Annotated in this window: 17 protein-coding genes; 10 read left to right on the top strand and 7 right to left on the bottom strand. The window is 69.1% G+C overall.

Annotated features, from left to right (window positions below):
- Positions 1–44: 44 nt before the first annotated feature.
- The 10 genes from D7006_RS00970 to D7006_RS00925 all read left to right on the top strand — a co-directional run bounded on the left by D7006_RS00970 (position 45) and on the right by D7006_RS00925 (position 8,981).
- Positions 45–665 (top strand): ribonuclease D, encoded by a 621-nt coding sequence (locus D7006_RS00970; protein WP_237355218.1) that lies wholly within the window; start codon positions 45–47, stop codon positions 663–665.
- A 177-nt stretch (positions 666–842) separates the two neighbouring features.
- Complete coding sequence (locus D7006_RS00965) at positions 843–1,730, top strand: hypothetical protein (RefSeq protein ID WP_237355217.1); 888 nt, start codon at positions 843–845, stop codon at positions 1,728–1,730.
- A gap of 20 nt (positions 1,731–1,750) precedes the next feature.
- Positions 1,751–2,383 carry an LptA/OstA family protein gene (locus tag D7006_RS00960; protein WP_237355216.1) on the top strand — a complete coding sequence of 211 codons (633 nt, stop codon included), beginning with the start codon at positions 1,751–1,753 and terminating at the stop codon, positions 2,381–2,383.
- Positions 2,384–2,597: 214 nt separating this feature from the next.
- Positions 2,598–3,689 carry an LPS export ABC transporter ATP-binding protein gene (gene lptB / locus D7006_RS00955; RefSeq protein ID WP_237355215.1) on the top strand — a complete coding sequence of 364 codons (1,092 nt, stop codon included), beginning with the start codon at positions 2,598–2,600 and terminating at the stop codon, positions 3,687–3,689.
- 37 nt (positions 3,690–3,726) lie between these two features.
- Positions 3,727–5,292 (top strand): RNA polymerase factor sigma-54, encoded by a 1,566-nt coding sequence (gene rpoN / locus D7006_RS00950; RefSeq protein WP_237355214.1) that lies wholly within the window; start codon positions 3,727–3,729, stop codon positions 5,290–5,292.
- Between the two features lie 139 nt (positions 5,293–5,431).
- Positions 5,432–6,682: a DUF2254 domain-containing protein gene (locus D7006_RS00945; protein WP_237355213.1), complete on the top strand. Its 1,251-nt coding sequence runs from the start codon at positions 5,432–5,434 to the stop codon at positions 6,680–6,682.
- Positions 6,683–6,922: 240 nt separating this feature from the next.
- Positions 6,923–7,270 (top strand): 50S ribosomal protein L21, encoded by a 348-nt coding sequence (rplU, locus tag D7006_RS00940; RefSeq protein WP_169124882.1) that lies wholly within the window; start codon positions 6,923–6,925, stop codon positions 7,268–7,270.
- A gap of 21 nt (positions 7,271–7,291) precedes the next feature.
- A complete protein-coding gene (rpmA, locus tag D7006_RS00935) occupies positions 7,292–7,564 on the top strand; it encodes a 50S ribosomal protein L27 (protein ID WP_169124883.1) in 273 nt (90 codons plus the stop codon).
- Between the two features lie 147 nt (positions 7,565–7,711).
- A complete protein-coding gene (locus D7006_RS00930) occupies positions 7,712–8,341 on the top strand; it encodes a GNAT family N-acetyltransferase (protein ID WP_169124884.1) in 630 nt (209 codons plus the stop codon).
- Positions 8,342–8,447: 106 nt separating this feature from the next.
- Complete coding sequence (locus D7006_RS00925; RefSeq protein ID WP_237355212.1) at positions 8,448–8,981, top strand: RNA pyrophosphohydrolase; 534 nt, start codon at positions 8,448–8,450, stop codon at positions 8,979–8,981.
- 4 nt (positions 8,982–8,985) lie between these two features.
- Here the strand turns inward: D7006_RS00925 and D7006_RS00920 are convergent, their stop codons facing one another.
- From D7006_RS00920 to D7006_RS00890, 7 genes are all read right to left on the bottom strand, one after another.
- Positions 8,986–9,792, bottom strand: a complete 807-nt coding sequence (locus D7006_RS00920) for a group III truncated hemoglobin (RefSeq protein WP_237355211.1) — start codon at positions 9,790–9,792, stop codon at positions 8,986–8,988.
- Positions 9,789–9,974, bottom strand: a complete 186-nt coding sequence (locus tag D7006_RS00915; protein WP_237355210.1) for a hypothetical protein — start codon at positions 9,972–9,974, stop codon at positions 9,789–9,791. The genes D7006_RS00920 and D7006_RS00915 overlap by 4 nt, the downstream gene beginning before the upstream one ends.
- 129 nt (positions 9,975–10,103) lie before the next feature.
- Positions 10,104–12,188, bottom strand: a complete 2,085-nt coding sequence (locus tag D7006_RS00910; RefSeq protein WP_237355209.1) for a cache domain-containing protein — start codon at positions 12,186–12,188, stop codon at positions 10,104–10,106.
- Positions 12,181–13,581: a sigma-54 dependent transcriptional regulator gene (locus D7006_RS00905; RefSeq protein ID WP_237355208.1), complete on the bottom strand. Its 1,401-nt coding sequence runs from the start codon at positions 13,579–13,581 to the stop codon at positions 12,181–12,183. Before D7006_RS00905 ends, D7006_RS00910 begins: the two co-directional genes overlap by 8 nt.
- Before the next feature lie 219 nt (positions 13,582–13,800).
- The gene (locus D7006_RS00900; protein WP_229645010.1) at positions 13,801–15,501 is read right to left on the bottom strand and encodes an OFA family MFS transporter; all 1,701 of its coding nucleotides are present in this window, start codon (positions 15,499–15,501) and stop codon (positions 13,801–13,803) included.
- A gap of 296 nt (positions 15,502–15,797) precedes the next feature.
- Positions 15,798–16,634, bottom strand: coding sequence for a molybdenum storage protein subunit alpha (locus D7006_RS00895; RefSeq protein ID WP_237355207.1), 837 nt, complete (start codon positions 16,632–16,634; stop codon positions 15,798–15,800).
- Between the two features lie 11 nt (positions 16,635–16,645).
- Complete coding sequence (locus tag D7006_RS00890) at positions 16,646–17,458, bottom strand: uridine kinase (protein ID WP_237355206.1); 813 nt, start codon at positions 17,456–17,458, stop codon at positions 16,646–16,648.
- Between the last annotated feature and the right edge of the window lie 80 nt (positions 17,459–17,538).

The raw sequence follows: 17,538 nt of genomic DNA, 5'->3' as shown, positions 1-17,538 counted from the left end.
GGCGTTCGCTAAAAGCCGTGCTCGAACAAGGCAAAAGACATCAGATGACCATCCGCCTCCACCGCGGCGACCTGCCCGCGGACTTCGTGGCCTCCTCCGTCGTGGCCATCGACACCGAGACCATGGGGCTCGACCCGTTCCGCGACCGGCTCTGCCTCGTCCAGCTATCCAACGGCGACGGCAGCGCCGACCTCGTGCAGATCCCGCAGGGTGCCGGCCCCGGCAGCGCGCCCAATCTGGTGCGGCTGCTGACCGACCCGAACGTGACCAAGCTGTTCCACTTCGGCCGCTTCGACATCGCCGTGCTCCAGCACACCTTCAAGGTGATGCCGCAGCCGGTGTGGTGCACCAAGATCGCCTCGCGGCTGGTGCGCACCTATACCGACCGGCACGGCCTGAAGGACCTGCTGCGCGAGCTGATCAACGTGGACATCTCCAAGCAGCAGCAGAGCTCGGACTGGGGCGCCGCCGACCTCTCCGACGCCCAGCTCTCCTATGCCGCCTCGGACGTGCTGCACCTGCATGCGGTGAAGGCCAAGCTGGAGGACATGCTGGCGCGCGAGGGCCGCACCGGGCTCGCCGCAGCCTGCTTCGCCTTCCTGCCGGCCCGCGCCGCCCTCGACCTCTCCGGCTGGGCGGACGAGGACATCTTCGCCCATTCGTGATCCGGGCACGCGCAAAAAAACGTTGCGCATGAGAGGCTTGGGCACGGCTCTTGCCTCAGACCGCCATTTCGGACACCTTGGACCCCGCGCGTGGGGCGACGCGACGGACGCCTGCGTCAGGAGGCGTGCAGCCGAGAACAGGCGCCAGCGGGGCAGGCCCGCCGCCGGAACAGGGCCATGAACCGACACGTGCCGCCACACGATTTCGATGCGCGGGAGGCCGAGGCCTTCACCCCGCCGCCCCCGCCGGACTTCACCAAGGCGCGGCGGCACAGCGCGCGTGTGCGCTGGATCAAGCGGCTGGTACCGCTCACCATCGTCGTCGCGATCATCGGCATCGGCGCGGTGTCCATCCTCTCGCGGCTGAAGCTCTCCATCGACCTGCCGTTCGACATCGGACACCTGACCCTGTCGGGCTCGCGCCTGACCATGGAGCTGCCCAAGCTCTCCGGCTTCACCGACGACAATCGCGGCTACCGCATCACCGCGCGCACGGCGGTGCAGGACCTCACCCGGCCGGACGTGATCGAGCTCTCCGACATAGAGGCGCGCCTGGAACTGGCCGACAAGGGCTGGGCCAGCGTCAACGCCAAGACCGGCAGCTTCGACACCAAGAAGCAGTTCATCACGCTCGGCGACGGCGTGGACCTTGCCATGAACGGCGGCTACGGCGGCAAGCTGGAAGACGCCGACGTGGACATCAAGGCCGGCACCATCGCCACCTCCCATCCGGTGGTCTTCACCTATCTCGACGGCAAGCTGGTGGCCGACCGGCTGGATGTGACCGATCGCGGCGCGCGCGCCCTGTTCCAGGGCCATGTGCAACTCGATTTCCGCATGAGCAACCTGCCCGGCCAGAAGCCCGACGGCGCCAATGCTGGCGCCCACCCGGCCGCAGCCGCGCCTGCCGCACCCGCGGCGACCGCCCCGGCCCGCGCAGCCGATGCGACGCCCCCTGCCCCGGCGGCCACCGGAACCATTACTGTCCCGCCCGCGCCTACTCCCGCGGCCCCGGCGCTGGTGCCGGCGCCCCTCCCCCCGCGACGCCCGGTCCCTGCTCAATGATGTTTCATGCGACGGCCCTCATGGGCCGCCTCCCGGTTTCGAGCCTCGCACCCGCCTGCATTCTTGCGCTGGCGGCCTTTCTCGTCGCCGGTCCTGCGGCCGCGCAGGCGCCCAACACCAGCGTGCCCAACGCGCTGCAGGGCTTTGCCCGCAACCGCGACCAGCCCGTGCGCATCAATGCCGACGGGCTGGAGGTGCGCGACAAGGACAAGGTCGCCGTCTTCTCCGGCAACGTGCTGGTGACGCAGGGCGACACCACGCTCCGCTCCAAGGACCTGCTCGTCTATTACGAAGGCTCGATGAACGAGCAGGCCGGCGGCACCCCGCAGGCCGGCACCGATCCGGCGCAGAAGGGCCAGATCAAGAAGCTGGAGGCCACCGGCGGCGTGGTGGTGAAGACCAAGGAGCAGACCGCCACCGGCGACAGCGGCGTCTTCGACATGAAGACCAACACCGTGACCATGGTGGGCAAGCCCGTGGTGCTGACCCAGGGCCCGAACGTCATCCGTGGCCAGAAGCTGGTGGTGGATCTCGTCAGCGGCGTGTCCAAGTTCGAGGGCGGCCGGGTGGAGAGCCTCATCGTCCCGGGCAGCCTGAAGGAGGCGGACAAGCCCAAGACCGAACAGGGCGGCCAACAGCCCCCCAAGCGCTGACCGGCCGAGGCGGCCCTGCGGCCGCCTCCTGCAGCCTTCATGCGTCTGTCAAGTTAAATTATTTCTCTTTCGTTTCAATTGACTATTCCCACTTCCGCGCGTTCGGGGGACTCCCGCCCCGGAAATCGGCCCGCCTCTTGCATGGAGGCGTTGCATCCCCGGCTGGGACGTTCTAAACCTTCCAATCTGGGGGCCGGGTTTTCCGGAGGTCGCGTTGAACGTCCTGTCCATGTTCGGCAAGTCGAAGTCGGGAGACTCGAAGTCGGGGGGAAAGTCCGGCTCGGGTAGCACCCGTGGCGGGCAGGATGCGCGCCAGTACGACCCCCGCGAAGACGATCCCCGTGAAACGGATGGCGGCCCCCTCACGGCGGGCGATCGGGATTCCCGCGAGTGGGAAGAGGACGATCCGCGCAGCGATGCGGGATATGATGCGGGCTACGAGACACCCGCCCGCACCGCACCTGATCCCCGCCACCGCGCCTACATGCCGCCGGACGCCGCCTATGGCGACGACGCCGATGCGGGCGACGACTATCCCTCATCCTATCCCGGCGACGGGCGGGACGCCCTGCCCTTCAATTCCACCGGCGCGCTGGCCGCCTTCGGCCTCGCCAAGTCCTATGGCGGCCGCAAGGTGGTGAAGGACGTGAGCATGAACGTCCGCCGCGGCGAGGCGGTGGGTCTGCTCGGTCCCAATGGTGCCGGCAAGACCACCTGCTTCTACATGGTGACGGGCCTGGTGAAGGCCGATGCAGGCCGCATAGAGCTGGACGGCCACGACATCACGCCTCTGCCCATGTATCGCCGCGCCCGCCTCGGGGTCGGCTACCTGCCGCAGGAAGCCTCCATCTTCCGGGGCCTCTCGGTGGAGGACAACATCATGGGCGTCCTCGAGGTGTCGGAGCCCAACCGGGCCCGCCGCCGCGAGGAGACAGAGGCGCTGCTCGAAGAGTTCAAGATCACCCACGTGCGCAAATCGCCCTCCATCGCCCTGTCGGGCGGCGAGCGGCGGCGCCTCGAGATCGCCCGCGCGCTCGCCACCAAGCCGGCCTTCATGCTGCTGGACGAGCCCTTCGCCGGCATCGACCCCATCGCGGTGGGCGATATCCAGGCGCTGGTGCGCCACCTCACCTCGCGCGGCATCGGCGTACTCATCACCGACCACAATGTGCGCGAGACGCTGGGCCTCATCGATCGCGCCTACATCATCCATTCCGGCGCGGTGCTGATGGAGGGCGATCCGGAAGCCATCGTCTCCAGCCCCGACGTGCGGCGGCTCTATCTGGGCGAGGAGTTCCGCCTGTGAGCATGCGCCGCGCCATCGACATCGGGGGGCCCGCATCATGGCGATGAGCCCCAAGCTAGAGTTCCGGCAGAGCCAGTCCCTGGTGATGACGCCGCAGCTGATGCAAGCCATCAAGCTGCTGCAGCTCTCCAATATGGAGCTGGTGGCCTATGTCGAGGCCGAGCTGGAGCGCAACCCGCTGCTGGAGCGCATCACCGAGGGCGACACGAGCGGGTCCGATCCGCAGCCCGAGGTGCGCGAGACCCGCGGCGAGGAGATGGCGCGCGGCGGTCTCGATGGCGAGCCGCCCCCGGCCAGCGACTGGACGGGCAACGACAACGAGCAGAGCCGGGCCGCCATGGAGACCCGCCTCGACACCGACCTCGGCAACGTCTTTCCCGATGACGTCCCGGCAGATCGCGGCGTCGCCGGCGGCGGTTCCACCGCCTCCAGCCCCTCCATGGGCGAATGGAGCGGCGGCGGCGAGCGCGGCGAGGACTACAATCCCGAAGCTTTCCTGACGGCGGAGACCACCCTCGCCGACCATCTGGAGGCGCAGCTCTCCGTGGCGGTGAGCGACCCGGCGCGGCGGCTCATCGGCATCAACGTCATCGGCCTCATCGACGAGACCGGCTATTTCACCGGCGACCTTGATCTCCTCGCCGGGCAGTTCGGCGTGCCGCGCGCCGAGGTGGAAGCCGTCCTCAAGCTCATCCAGACCTTCGAGCCCTCCGGCGTCGGCGCCCGCAACCTCGCCGAATGCCTCGCCATCCAGCTGCGCGAGCGCGACCGCTTCGACCCCGCAATGCAGGCGCTGGTGGCCAATCTCGAACTCCTCGCCCGCCACGACCGCAACGCGCTGAAGCGCGTCTGCGGCGTGGACAACGAGGACCTCGCGGACATGATCGGCGAGATCCGCCGGCTCGATCCCAAGCCGGGCCTGGCCTTCGGCTCCGGCGTGGTCCACCCGCTGGTGCCCGACGTCTATGTGCGCCCCGGCGCCGACGGCACCTGGCTGGTGGAGCTGAATTCCGAGACCCTGCCGCGGGTTCTGGTGAACCAGAGCTACCACGCCACCGTGGTGAAGCACGCCAAGTCTCAGGAGGAGAAGAGCTTCCTCGCCGACTGCCTGCAGAGCGCGAGCTGGCTCACCCGCTCGCTGGACCAGCGCGCCCGCACCATCCTGAAGGTGGCGAGCGAGATCGTGCGCCAGCAGGACGCCTTCCTGCTGCACGGCGTGCGCTTCCTGCGACCCTTGAACCTGCGCACGGTGGCGGATGCCATCGGCATGCACGAATCCACCGTCTCGCGCGTGACGTCGAACAAATACATCTCGACCCCGCGCGGCGTGGTGGAGATGAAGTTCTTCTTCTCCTCCGCCATCTCCGCCTCGGGCGGCGGCGAGGCCCATTCGGCGGAATCGGTACGCCACCGCATCAAGATGCTGATCGAGGCCGAGGCGCCGGAGGATGTGCTCTCCGACGACACCCTCGTGCAGAAGCTGAAGGACGACGGCATCGACATCGCCCGCCGCACAGTCGCCAAGTACCGGGAGGGTATGAACATCCCCTCCTCCGTCCAGCGCCGCCGCGAGAAGATGGCCATGCGCAGCGAGGCGAGCTGAGCGCCTCCCGGCGCGATCACGGCCTCGTGATCGACCTCATGCAACCGAAGACCTCCAGCCAAGCTTCCCCTTCCTGACGAGAAGCGGGGCGTGCCGTCGGCGCGACCAGCCCGCGCGGAGGCAACAGCCCGGAGCTTGCATGGTCCCCCCGATCCTGAGCGAGCGCGTGCGCTTCCAGCTCAAGCGCCTCGCCCACCGGCTGTGGTTCTGGCCCAGCGCCTACAGCCTCACGGCCGTGGCCGTGGTGCTGGCCGCCGCAGCCCTGCCTTCGGGATATGCGCTGCCCGATTACCTCACCTTCGCCTCCGACAGCCTGGAACCGGTGCTCACGGTGATGGCGTCGAGCATGCTGGCGGTGGTCACGTTCAGCCTGTCGGCCATCGTCTCGGTCCTCGCGGCGGCCGCACAGGCCGCGACGCCGCGCGCCACCAGCCTCCTCATCGAGGATGCCGGCCTGCAGCGCACGCTGAGCGTCTTCGTGGGCGCCTTCCTGTTCTCCATCGTGGCGCTGGTGGGGAGCGTGGGCGGTGTCTATTCAGACGCCGGCCGGCTGCTGCTGTTCGCCGCGACGGTGGTCCTCATCGCCGTCGTCGTCGGGACGCTCCTGCGCTGGATCGACCGGGTCTCACGCCTGGGGCGCATGGGCGAGATCATCGACCGGACCGAAGAAGCCACCGCATCCGCGCTGAAGGATTTCGCGCGCCGGCCCGGCCTCGGCGCAACCGTCCGCGACGGCCCGGCGCCGGCCGGCTATCCGGTCTTCGCGAGCGCCATCGGCTACGTCCAGCACATGGATGTGGGGCAGCTCTCGGCGGCCCTGCCGGAGGGCGTGACGTGCCATCTGGCCGTGCGGCCGGGCGCCTTCATGGATCCGGTCCGCCCCCTCGCCATCTTCGATGTGTCACCCGACGACGTGCTGGCGGAAGCCCTGCGTCGGGCCATCACCATCGGCGACATCCGCAGCTTCGAGCAGGACCCGCGCTTCGGCATGGTGGTGCTTGCGGAGATCGCATCGAAGGCGCTGTCGCCGGGGGTCAACGACCCCGGCACCGCCATCGACGTCAGCGGCACCCTGACCCGCCTCCTGTGGGGCTGGCGCGCGGATCTCAACCTGCCCGTCCAGGATGCGGTGACGAACGTGACCATTCCCGCCCTGTCGATGGACGACATGCTGGAGGACGCCTTTCGGCCCATCGCCCGCGACGGCGCCGGGCAGGTGGAGGTGGGGCTCCGGCTCGTGGCGGCCCTGAGATCGCTGGCCGAGATGGATGAGCCTCGCCTCGCCGCCGCCGCCCGCGCGCGCCTCGCCGACGTGCTGCACCGGGCCGAGGCCGTGCTGCTGCCCGTGGATGCCGAAGCCCTGAAGCGATCCGCCGCGGCCTGCACTTGAGGCTTGCAAAGGCGGCGCATGAGCGGCATGTGCGCCGTTCCGTGGCTCCCTTTGTCGAGAGGGAACCGGTGGCCGCGCCGCCGGGCTTTCGCCGCTCCAATAAAGGCCAGCGGCGTTGACTTTTCGGGCCACGGCGTATATCGGACCACCTTCGCGTGGGCCAATGGGCTCGCATCCCGAAAAACCCGACCGAAAGAAGCCCGCCCTTGAGGCGCGGCGGAACACGAAAGCGAGACAAGAATGTTCGCGGTCATCAAGGCAAACGGCAAGCAGTATCGCGTTGCCGCCGCCGACGAGATCACCATCGACCACCTCGAAGCCGAGGTTGGCTCCATCTTCACTTTCCCGGTCCTGATGCTGGGCGGCTCCTCCGTCGCCATCGGCGCGCCCCACGTGGATGGCGCCACCGTCACCGGCGAAGTGATCGAGCACACCCGCGGCGACAAGGTCATCGCCTTCAAGAAGCGCCGCCGGCAGAATTCCCGCCGCAAGCGTGGCTTCCGCGCCGACCTCACCGTCGTGCGTATCACCGAGATTTCCGGCCTGGGCGAGACCGTCAAGGCTGATGCCGCCGGCACCGGCGCCTGATCGAGAACGAGGAGAGCAACAATGGCTCATAAAAAGGCAGGCGGCTCGTCCCGTAACGGTCGCGATTCCGACGGTCGCCGACTTGGCGTGAAGCGCTTCGGCGGCCAGGACGTCATCGCGGGCAACATCATCGTGCGCCAGCGAGGCACCAAATGGCATCCGGGCACCAACGTGGGCATGGGCAAGGACCATACCCTCTTCGCGCTCGTCGAAGGCAAAGTGGCCTTCCGCACCAAAGCCAACGACCGCACCTACGTATCGGTCGTTCCTGCCGCCGCCGAGGCGGCCGAATAAACGGCGAGACCTGATAAATGCAGGATCCCGCCGGTCTCGTTGATCCGGTGGGCGCCTGAGCAGGCCTCTCAACGCTCAGACACGAACCGGGGAGACGGGACAACCCTCTCCCCGGTTTTCGTTTGTCTGTGCCTTGAGGAGCCCGCCATGACCCTGTGCGAATCCCAGTCCGGAGTGCCGCTCGCGGAGAGCTGTATCCCCGTCCTCGAAACCGAGCGGCTCGTGCTCCGCGCGCCGCATATCGAGGACGTCGCTGCCGTCGCGGAGCTCGCCAACAACCGCCGGATCGCGGAGATGACCGCGAACCTGCCGTTCCCCTACAAGCCCTCCGACGCCCACGCCTTCGTCGAGACGCTGGCCGCCGTGCCCGATGCCGCCACCTTCGCCGTCTTCCTCAAGGGCGAGGGGCACAGGACCTTTGCCGGCATGGTCAGCTACGGCCGCCGCCCCCCCGAGCCCGCGCCCGAGATCGGCTACTGGATCGGCGAACAGTTCTGGGGTCGCGGCATCGCCACCGAGGCCGTGCGCGCCGTCATCGACTACGCCTTCTCCGAGACCGACGTGTCGCTCCTCCTCGGCTCCGCCCGCGTGGTCAATCCGGCCTCGCGCCGGGTGCTGGAGAAGTGCGGCTTCCAGTGGTCGGGCGTCGGCCTGTGCCGGGTGAAGGCGCTGCGCGCGTCCGTGCCGGTGGACCAGTTCCAGCTGGAGCGGCGCACCTGGGCCTCGATCCGCGCGTGGGGCTCCACCGCCCTTCCGCAGCACCGCGCAGCCCACTGACGGGGTGTCCGGAGCGCCGCCTGTTTCCAACTTGCGCCCGCCGCATCTTGCGCGGCGCGGCGGGGCGCGCCATCAGGGGGCACGTCATCTCATCAGGGCTGCCGCCATGTCCAAGAAGCACCACGAGGGCAAGCACGAGAAGCACGAGGATGCGCCCTACCGCCCCTGTGTGGGCCTGTGCGTGTTCAACGCCGCCGGCAAGGTGTTCGTGGGCCGCCGCCTCGGCGGGCCGGAGCATGTGGACGCCACCCATTCCTGGCAGATGCCCCAGGGCGGCATCGACAAGGGCGAGGAGCCGTATGCGGCCGCCCTGCGCGAGCTTTACGAGGAAACCTCGATCCGCTCCGTGACCAAGCTCGGCGAGGTGGAGCAGTGGCTCTCCTATGACCTGCCCGGCCGCATCGCCGGCGAGGCCTGGAAGGGCCGCTACCGGGGCCAGACGCAAAAATGGTATGCCCTGCGCTTCACCGGTGCCGACGGCGAGATCAACATCCTTCGGCCCGGCGGCGGTCAGCACAAGCCGGAATTCATGGACTGGCGGTGGGAGGATCTCGACGCGGTCGTCGACCTCATCATCCCCTTCAAGCGCGACGTCTATGTGGAAGTCGTGAAGCAGTTCCGCCGCTTCGCGCAGGGCTGAACGCTCACCCCGCGTGCGGATGCGCCGGTTGCGGGTGCGCCCTGTGGGCGTGGCCCGCACCGAGGTCGGGCGGGAAGAGCCCGGCCTGGAAGCAGGTGCTCATGTGCTCCACCTTGGCGATGGCCCGCGCCGCCGCCACAGGCTCCAGCACCTCCCCCGCCGTCTCCTTGAACAGCGCCACCCAGCGGGTGAAGTGCTCCGGCTTCAGCTGGAGCGGGATGTGCGCGGCGAACGGCATGCCCGAATAGCGCGCCGTGCCGAGCAAGGTGCGCGACCAGAAGTTCTGCACGATCTGGTAGTGGCCCGCCCAATCGGGAATGGCGCGGGCGAAGACGGGGCCGAGCAGCGGGTCGGCGGCAGCACGGCCATAGAAGCTTTCCACCAGCCGCTTCAGATCGTCCTCGGTGACGGAGAGCGCCGCCCCCGGCTGCTCGTTGAGCCCGCCCAGCCCCGCGCCGCGATCCTCCACCAAGGCCGCGAGTTCCGGCGCGGCGGGGGCTTTGCGGTGCTCCGCGTTCAATGGCGGATCGAAGCGGGAGACGATGTCGCGCAGCGTGTGCAAGCGCACCCGCGCCATGGGGCGGTCGAGCACGAACAGGCCGTCCGCCACGCCCGCCTCCTTGGGGTTCGCCGCCTGGAAGGCCGCGAGCGCGGCGGCCATGTCCTCCCCCTCGCCCACATAGAGCGGCAAGGGCCGGCCGGCGACGGCGCGGGTGAGGATGAAGAGGCCGGGGCGGGCGGGCGCGGTCTCGGCGGGGGTGAAGGCGTAGCCGGCGAAGTCGGTGGCCGCGCGCTCCGTATCCGCTTTCATGGCTTCTTCTCCGGCGCAACCGGCGCGGCCTCGGGCCGCTCAGTCTCGATCACGCGCAAAGCGGGGCTGCGCAAGGGGTTGGCGCGCTTCTGCCCGGTCTTCTGCCACGGCGGCAGGATGCGGATCATGGTGCCGGGCACGATGCGCGGCATGATGGGCGTGTTGCCCTTGTCCCACTTCATGAAGCTTCCCCCGTCCTGACGGGAGCCGGTGCCGGACCGCCTCTTGTATACGAACGGTACGAACGCTCTCCCGCCCGCGCAAGGCCCGCCGCGCTCCCGAACCGCTCATTTGTTGGGCTCGCCTGAAATTCAGGCGGAATGTGGAGCGCCCTCCTCCGCCTCGCTCCCGGTCTCCGGCAGCCAGATGGAGAAGACGGCGCCCGATCCCGGCGGGCTCTCCACCGCCATCGTCCCGCCCGCGCGCTCGATGAGCGTGTAGCTGATGGAGAGGCCGAGGCCGGTGCCGCCCTGCGGCTTGGTGGTGAAGAAGGGATCGAAGACGCGGCCGATCCGCTCCTCGGGGATTCCAGTCCCGGTGTCCGCCACCTCGATGCCGACGCCCGTCTGCCGCCCGCGCGTCTCGTCCCGCGTGGTGACGGTGAGGGTGCCGCCCCCGGGCATGGCGTGGACGGCGTTGACCATCAGATTGATGAGCACCTGCTGCAACTCCACCCGGTTCATCATCACCAGGCGGGTTGCGGCATCGGTGCGGGCCACCTGGATCTCGCTGCGCGAGAGCAGATGCTGCACCAGCAGCAGGGCATCGCCCACCACCTCGCCCGGCGCCACCGGATCGAGATGACCGGCGAACTCGGCGGGCCGCGCAAACTGCAGGAGCTTCGAGACGATCACGTTGATGCGGTGGACCTGCTGGTCGATGAGGTTGAACTCGGTCTTCACCGGCCCCGCCGCCGACCCCAGCACATCGCGCGCCACATCCAGATTGCCCTGGATGACCGCCACCGGATTGTTGATCTCGTGGGCGACGCCGGCGGTAATCTCGCCGATGGCGGCAAGCTTCTCGGACATGACGAGCTGGCGCTGGGTGGCCGCCAGCTCGGCATTGGCATCCTCCAGCTCACGGGTGCGCGCGGCGACGCGGCGGTCCAGTTCTTCGGTCCACCGCCGCAGCTCCGCGTCGCGCTCCTGCAGGAGGTCCAGCATGTCGTCGAGATGATGGGCGACACGGCCGATCTCGTCGGAGGTGGCGGCGACGCCGGTGCGGGCGGAGAGGGTGCCGCCCTCCACTGCGGAGATGGTGGCGTTCATCGCCTCCAGCGGCCGGAAGATGGCCGCCGCCCAGCGCAACAGAACGGGGATCGCGACCATCGCCACCAGCAGGAAGCCCACCGCCACGGCGGCAAGGCTCGCCCGCTTGAGCGCGAGGAACGGCGCTTCCAGAAAGCCCACATAGAGCATGCCGATGCGCTTGCCGTGGCTGTCCACCACCGGCTCGTAGGCGGAAATGTACCAGTCGCTCACCACGAAGGCCCGGTCGAGCCACACCCGGCCCTCGCCGAGCACCGCGTTGCGCACCTCCTGCGACACGCGGGTGCCCAGCGCCCGCCTTCCCTCGAACAGGCGGACATTGGTGGAGACGCGCACGTCGTCCACGAACAGGGTGGCGGTGCCGGCCGAGCCCTCCGGCAGGCTGCCGGGGCGGTAGACGAGATCGTTGATGGTGTCGATGAAGTCGAGGTTCTGGTTCAGCAGCACGCCGCCCACCAGCGCCGCACGCCCGCCGCCCGGCATCTCCACCGGCGTGCCGGACTGCACCACCATGCCCCTGTCCTCCGCCTCCCGGCTGGTCGGAACGGCGCCGGGGGTGGGCACGAGGGCGATATGGGCGCGCTCCGCCAGTTGCGGCGAGAGCCGTTCCAGCTCCTGCGGGCCGAAGATGTCTATCTCGGTGGAAGCGGTGCCGGCGAGCGCGCGACGCTCCACTGACCACATCTCCCGTGCCTCGCGCGCGGCCCCGGCGGGCGCTGCGGCAAGGCTGTGGCCGTCGGCATCGATGAGATAAAGGAAATCGAGCCCCATCACCTTGCGCCGGGCATCGAGAAAGTCGGCGAGAGCCGCGCTGTTGCCGGCCCCGGTGACGCGGGCAAAGGCCACCGAATCCCCTAGCGCATGCAGCGTCTCGTCGGAGCGCTCCCGCAGCCGGTCGAGATACTGGCGGGCGATGGTGAGGTCGCCGTTGACCTTGGAGATGAGGAGGCGGTCGAACTGTCGCGTCCACCAAGTGACCACCAGCGCCAGCACCGCCGGCAGGATGATCAGCGTGGGCAGAAGCGCGATGGCGAGGAGCCGCACGCGCACCGAACGCAGCCGTGTGAGGAAGCCGCGCGGCGGATCGGCACCCTTGTGGGCTGGCGTGCGGGCGGCCTCAGCCATTCCAGGCCTTCAGCTTGCGGTCCAGCGTCTTGCGCGAGACCTTGAGGCGGCGCGCCGCCTCGGCCCGGTTGCCGCCGGCTTCGGCCAGCACCTTCAGCATGTGCGCCTTTTCCACCGCGTCGAGGGCGGTGCCGGGCGCGTCCTCTTCCTCGGCGACGTCCTCGGGCACCACGTCGCGCGGGAAGTCGCCGAGGATGAGCGAGCGCTCGATCACGTTGCGCAGCTCGCGCACGTTACCCGGCCAGGGATAGCGCGTGAGGAAGGCGAGCACCGGCTCGGTGAGGTCGAGGGGCGGCACCCCGAGCCGCGCGCTCAGCTCGGCGATGAACAGGTGGGCCAGCGGCGCCACATCCTCCGGCCGCTCACGCAGCGGGGCGAGGTGGATGTTCACCACATTGAGCCGGTAATAAAGGTCCTGACGGAAGCGGCCGGCCGCCACCTGCGCCGTGAGGTTGGCGTTGGTGGCGGCGACGAGGCGCACGTCCACCGGGATTTCCCGCTCCGCCCCCACCGGGCGCACCTTCCTGTCCTCGATGACGCGCAGCAGCTTCGACTGCATGGCGGGCGGCAGTTCGCCCACCTCGTCGAGGAAGAGCGTGCCGCCCTGGGCATAGAAGAACAGCCCCTCGCGGGAGGAGGCGGCGCCGGTGAAGGCGCCCTTGAGATGGCCGAACAGCTCGCTCTCGATGATCTCCGGCGCGATGGCCGCGCAATTCACCGGCACGAAGGGCTTGGCCGCACGGGCCGAGACGGCGTGCAGGGCGCGGGCGGTGACTTCCTTGCCTGTGCCGGATTCCCCCGTGATGAGGACGGTGGAGGGCATGGGGCCCACGCGCTCGATCATGGCCCGCACGGCGCGGGTCGAAACGCTGTCGCCGGCCATCAGCGGGGCGGCGGCGCCGGGCATGGCCTTCAGCTCGCGGCGGAGCACGAAATTCTCGCGCATCAGCCGGCCGCGATCGAGGCAGCGGGCGATGGCATTGAGGATCTGGTTGGAGCGGAACGGCTTCAGCACGAAATCCGCGGCGCCGGCCCGGAGCGCGGTGATGGCGGTCTCCAGGTCGGCGAAGGCGGTGATCAGGATCACGTCGCGGTAGAAGCCGGAGCCGCGCAGCTCCTCCAGCCATTGCAGGCCGGTGCGCCCGGCCATGATGTTGTCGAGGATGATGAGGTCGAACGGCGCCGCTTCCAGCAGCCGCGAGGCGGCGGCCACATCGGCAGCCTCGGCGACATGGCGGCAGCGCGTCTGGAGCATGCGCACGAGGAAGTTCCGCATCCCCGGCTCGTCGTCCACCACTAGGATGGAGGCGCCGGCGAGATGCGGGCTGAAGGCGACATCCTCCGACGCCTCGGGCGCGCCCTGTGCGGCGGGGTCGGGGATGGAAGGGGGCATCAGAGGGGGCATCTTGAATCGGCCGTCCGTCTCGGACCCTCGCCGTCACGCGACAAAGGCCGTCCGCGAAAGACGATGGGCGTGACCTGAGGTCCCCGGCCGCCTCGCCCGTTCTCGACCGCATCCATTGCGCAAATCAGCCGGCTCCGCAAACCGGAAAAGGGCGTGCCCCGCCGCCCGGAAGACCGGCGACGGAGCACGCAGCGGGAGCCGGGAGGCTCAACGAAAGAGGATCACCGCCTTCTGCAGGGTGATCCAGATGCCCCAGGCCAGCGGCAGGCCGACCACCAGCCAGGCCAGCACCACCACGGGCAGCGCGGTGGTGCCGCTCGCCACGGGGGTGGAGGAGCGGGCGGAGGCGGCGAGCGGACCGTCCTTGGCCTCTTCCTCGAAGTCCTCGAAATCGGCGTGGGTGGCATCCTCGCGGGCCACCTGGGTTGCCTTCTTCTTCAGCTCGTCGTCCTTCATGTAGAGATGCTCGGCCACGGGCTTCACCAGAAGGTTGGCGACGAGGCCGACCACGAGCAGGCCGGAGAGGATGTACATGGTCTGGTCGTAGGCTGCCTGCTGGGGAATGCCCGAGGCGATCTGGTATTCGCGCAGATAGTTCACCAGCACCGGGCCGATGATGCCCGCCGTGGCCCAGGCGGTGAGCAGCCGGCCGTGGATGGCGCCCACCATATGGGTGCCGAAGATGTCCGCGAGATAGGCCGGGATGGTGGCGAAGCCGCCGCCATACATGGACAGGATGATGCAGAAGGCGGCGACGAACAGCACCACCGAGCCCATGTGCGCCAGCGAGGGGATCGAGGCGTAGAGGGCGAAGCCGAGCACGAAGAACACCGCATAGGTCATCTTCCGCCCGAGCTTGTCGGAGAAGGAGGCCCAGGCGAAGCGCCCGCCGATGTTGCACAAAGAGAGCAGCCCGGTGAAGCCGGCCGCGATGGCGGCGATCTGCGCCTTCTGGCCCGCATCGAGCTGCGAGAAGGTGAGGTCGAGGCCGATGAGCTTGCCGCCGAACACTTCCTGCAGCATGGGCGAGGCCATGCCGATGACGCCGATGCCGGCCGACACGTTGAGGCAGAGCACCGCCCACAGCAGCCAGAACTGGGGGGTCTTCCACGCCACGTCGAGATGGACATGGCGATGGGTGACCATGGCGTTCGCGGAGGCGGCCGGCGGGGTCCAGCCCTTCGGTGCCCAGCCCTCGCGCGGCACCCGGTAGCCCAGCGCGCCGCCGACCATGAAGACGAAATAGATGGCCGCCATGGCGAGGAAGGTCTGCCACACGCCCACCGAGGTCGGGGTTACGAAATACTGCATCAGCATGTTGGCGAGCGGCGCGCCGATCATGGCACCGCCACCGAAGCCCATGATGGCCATGCCGGTGGCCATGCCGCGGCGGTCGGGGAACCACTTGATGAGGGTGGAGACCGGCGAGATGTAGCCGAGCCCGAGACCGATGCCGCCGATGACGCCGGAGCCGATCCACAGCATCCAGATCTGGTGGAGATAGACGCCCAGCGCCGAGATCACGAGGCCGCCGCACCAGCAGAAGGCCGAGACGAGGCCCGCCTTGCGCGGCCCCGCCGTCTCCAGCCAGCCGCCCCAGATGGCGGCGGAGGAGCCGAGCAGTACGAAGAACAGGGTGTACATCCAGCCGAGCTGGGAGATCTGCCAGTCGCAGGACGTGGCGAACAGGCCGGCGACGAAGCTCATGTCGGCCGGACAGGCCACCGGCTTGGTGACGCCCACGGCGCGCGACAGCGGCAGCCAGAACACGCTGAAGCCGTAGGCCATGCCGATGCACAGATGGATGGCGAGGGCAGCCGGCGGCACAAGCCAGCGGTTGAAGCTGGCCGAGGCGATGGTGCGCTCGCGGCTCAGGAACGGCGGCGGCGCAAATGTGGTGACGCTCATGTCTCCTCCACGGTGTTTCCGCGCCAATTGGCTTGGCGCGCTTTGCGCGCAGCCGGAGCCGCGCGTGGCGCCGCTCCCTCAGCAAGGGCGGGGCCAAAGGGGAGACATTCAGAATTTCAATGACTTGATAGGAGACGCCAGGGGTGATCTGGACAAAATGTCCATCCCGACGTTCGCAGGCAGGGTCAAAATGGCCATCCCACCCCGATCTCCCGGCGCGAAAAAACCCCGCGCAGCAGGGCTGCGCGGGGTCATTGCCGGGGAGATCGTCTGGCCCGCGGGGCCGGACGTGAGGGTCAGCCCTGCCGGGCGGCCGTGTGAACCAGCGTGCCCACGTGCTCGCCGCGCAGGGCTGCGGTGAGGCGGCCGGGAACGAGACCGTTCACCACCTGCACCCGCTCGATGTGGCGGGCGGTGCCCATCACCTCGACCAGCGCACGGTCGAAGGGCAGCGTCGCCGGGCCGTTGGCCTTCGCGAGCTCGGCATAGCTGGTCTCGGCGATCAGCTCGGCCTTGGACCCTTCCGCTCCATTGGGATCAGAGGTGTACACGCCGTCCACGTCCTCGACGATGGTGAGGCCGGCCGCGCCCAGCGCATCGGCGAGCAGGAAGGCGCCGGTATCGGCCCGGTGGACCGGGAGGCGGCTGCCCGTGAACTCGTGGTGATGGTAGGGCGGGAAGGCGCTGCCCACCACCGCGCGGGTGGCGGTGAGGTGGATGGCAAGCTGGCTCGCGATGGTCGGGTGCTCGATGTAGGAGACCCCCTCCGGCGCCAGCAGCGAGGCGAGGATATGGCCGTTCTGGCCGGCCTCAGTGGCGGCGAGCGGGGCGAGCGAGCCCACCGGCAGGCCGAGGTCGAGGCCGACGCCGTAGAGATGACGGGCGCGCACGCCGGCACCAGTGAGGATCAGCAGGCGATGCTCGGGCAGCACCTTGCGGATCTCCTCCACGATGGGAAGGATCGCGGCGGCGCCCTTGTCCATGATGGACCGGCCGCCGATCTTCACCACCTGCAGCCAGGGCAGGAGACGGATGGGGCGCACGCCCGCGACGGGCCGGGTCAGCGAGCCGTCGAGAAGGGTCTGGCTCGCGAGCGGCGAGGCGACGTGCTTGATGGTGGAAGCTTCGGTCATGATCGTGCCTCTCAGCTCGCGGTGATGATGGTGCCGACGTGCTCGCCGGCGAGGGCGCGGGTGAGGTTTCCGGGCACGAGCCCGTTGACCACCTGGACCTCGCGCACATGGCGCGCCTTCTTCAAAAGGTCGAGCATGGGGAATTCGAGGATGGAGTCGGCAAGGCCGCGTGAGAGCATCTCGTCCACCGAGATCTTCGGGATGAAGGTGGCGGACTTGTCGGTCTTCGGGTTGCCGGTGAAGAGGCCGTTCTCGTCCTTCACATAGATCATGGCCTTGCAGCCGAACTGCTCGGCGAGCAGGAAGCAGCCCGCATCCGTGCGATAGGGCGGGATCACGCCGGCCGCCGCCGGGCGGGTCCACAGGCCGTAGGGCGGCATGCCCGAGAACACCACGCCGTTCACCTGCTCCAGATAGAGCGGCACGGCCGACATGCCGGCGCCGTCCACCATGGAGATGCCGTGCTTGGCGAGGAGCTGGCCGAGCATGGCGGCGTTCTGGTCCGCCACCGAGGCGCCGAGCTGGGAGAGCACGCCCGCCGGCAGGTTGAGGCCGGCCGCGATGGAATAGAGGTGGCGGGCGCGGGTGCCGGCTCCGGTGCCGATCAGCAGCTTGTGCTTGGCGCGGGCGGCGACGATCTCGTCCACCAGCGGATAGAGCGCGGCGCGGCCGCGGTCGATCACGCTCTGGCCGCCGATCTTGATGACGGTGGCATCGGGGAGGATGCGGAAGTCCGCCGCGGCGTCCGCCGCCGCCAGAAGCTCCGCGTCCGTCAGCGAGCGCTGCATCAGCAGCGCGTCGAGCTCGGCCGTCGTGTTCGCCATTTGAGATGTCCTTCTTTGCTGGCCCGTGGACCTCGGCCCGCCCGAGAGGCGGTGCGCCGGTCCGGGGCTCCTGACCCTGC

The sequence above is a fragment of the Xanthobacter sp. YC-JY1 genome, from assembly GCF_021730305.1.
In the GTDB taxonomy this organism is placed as follows: domain Bacteria; phylum Pseudomonadota; class Alphaproteobacteria; order Rhizobiales; family Xanthobacteraceae; genus Xanthobacter; species Xanthobacter flavus.
The sequence above is the reverse complement of the archived record's forward strand: the minus strand, read 5'-3'. Positions and strand labels throughout refer to the sequence as shown.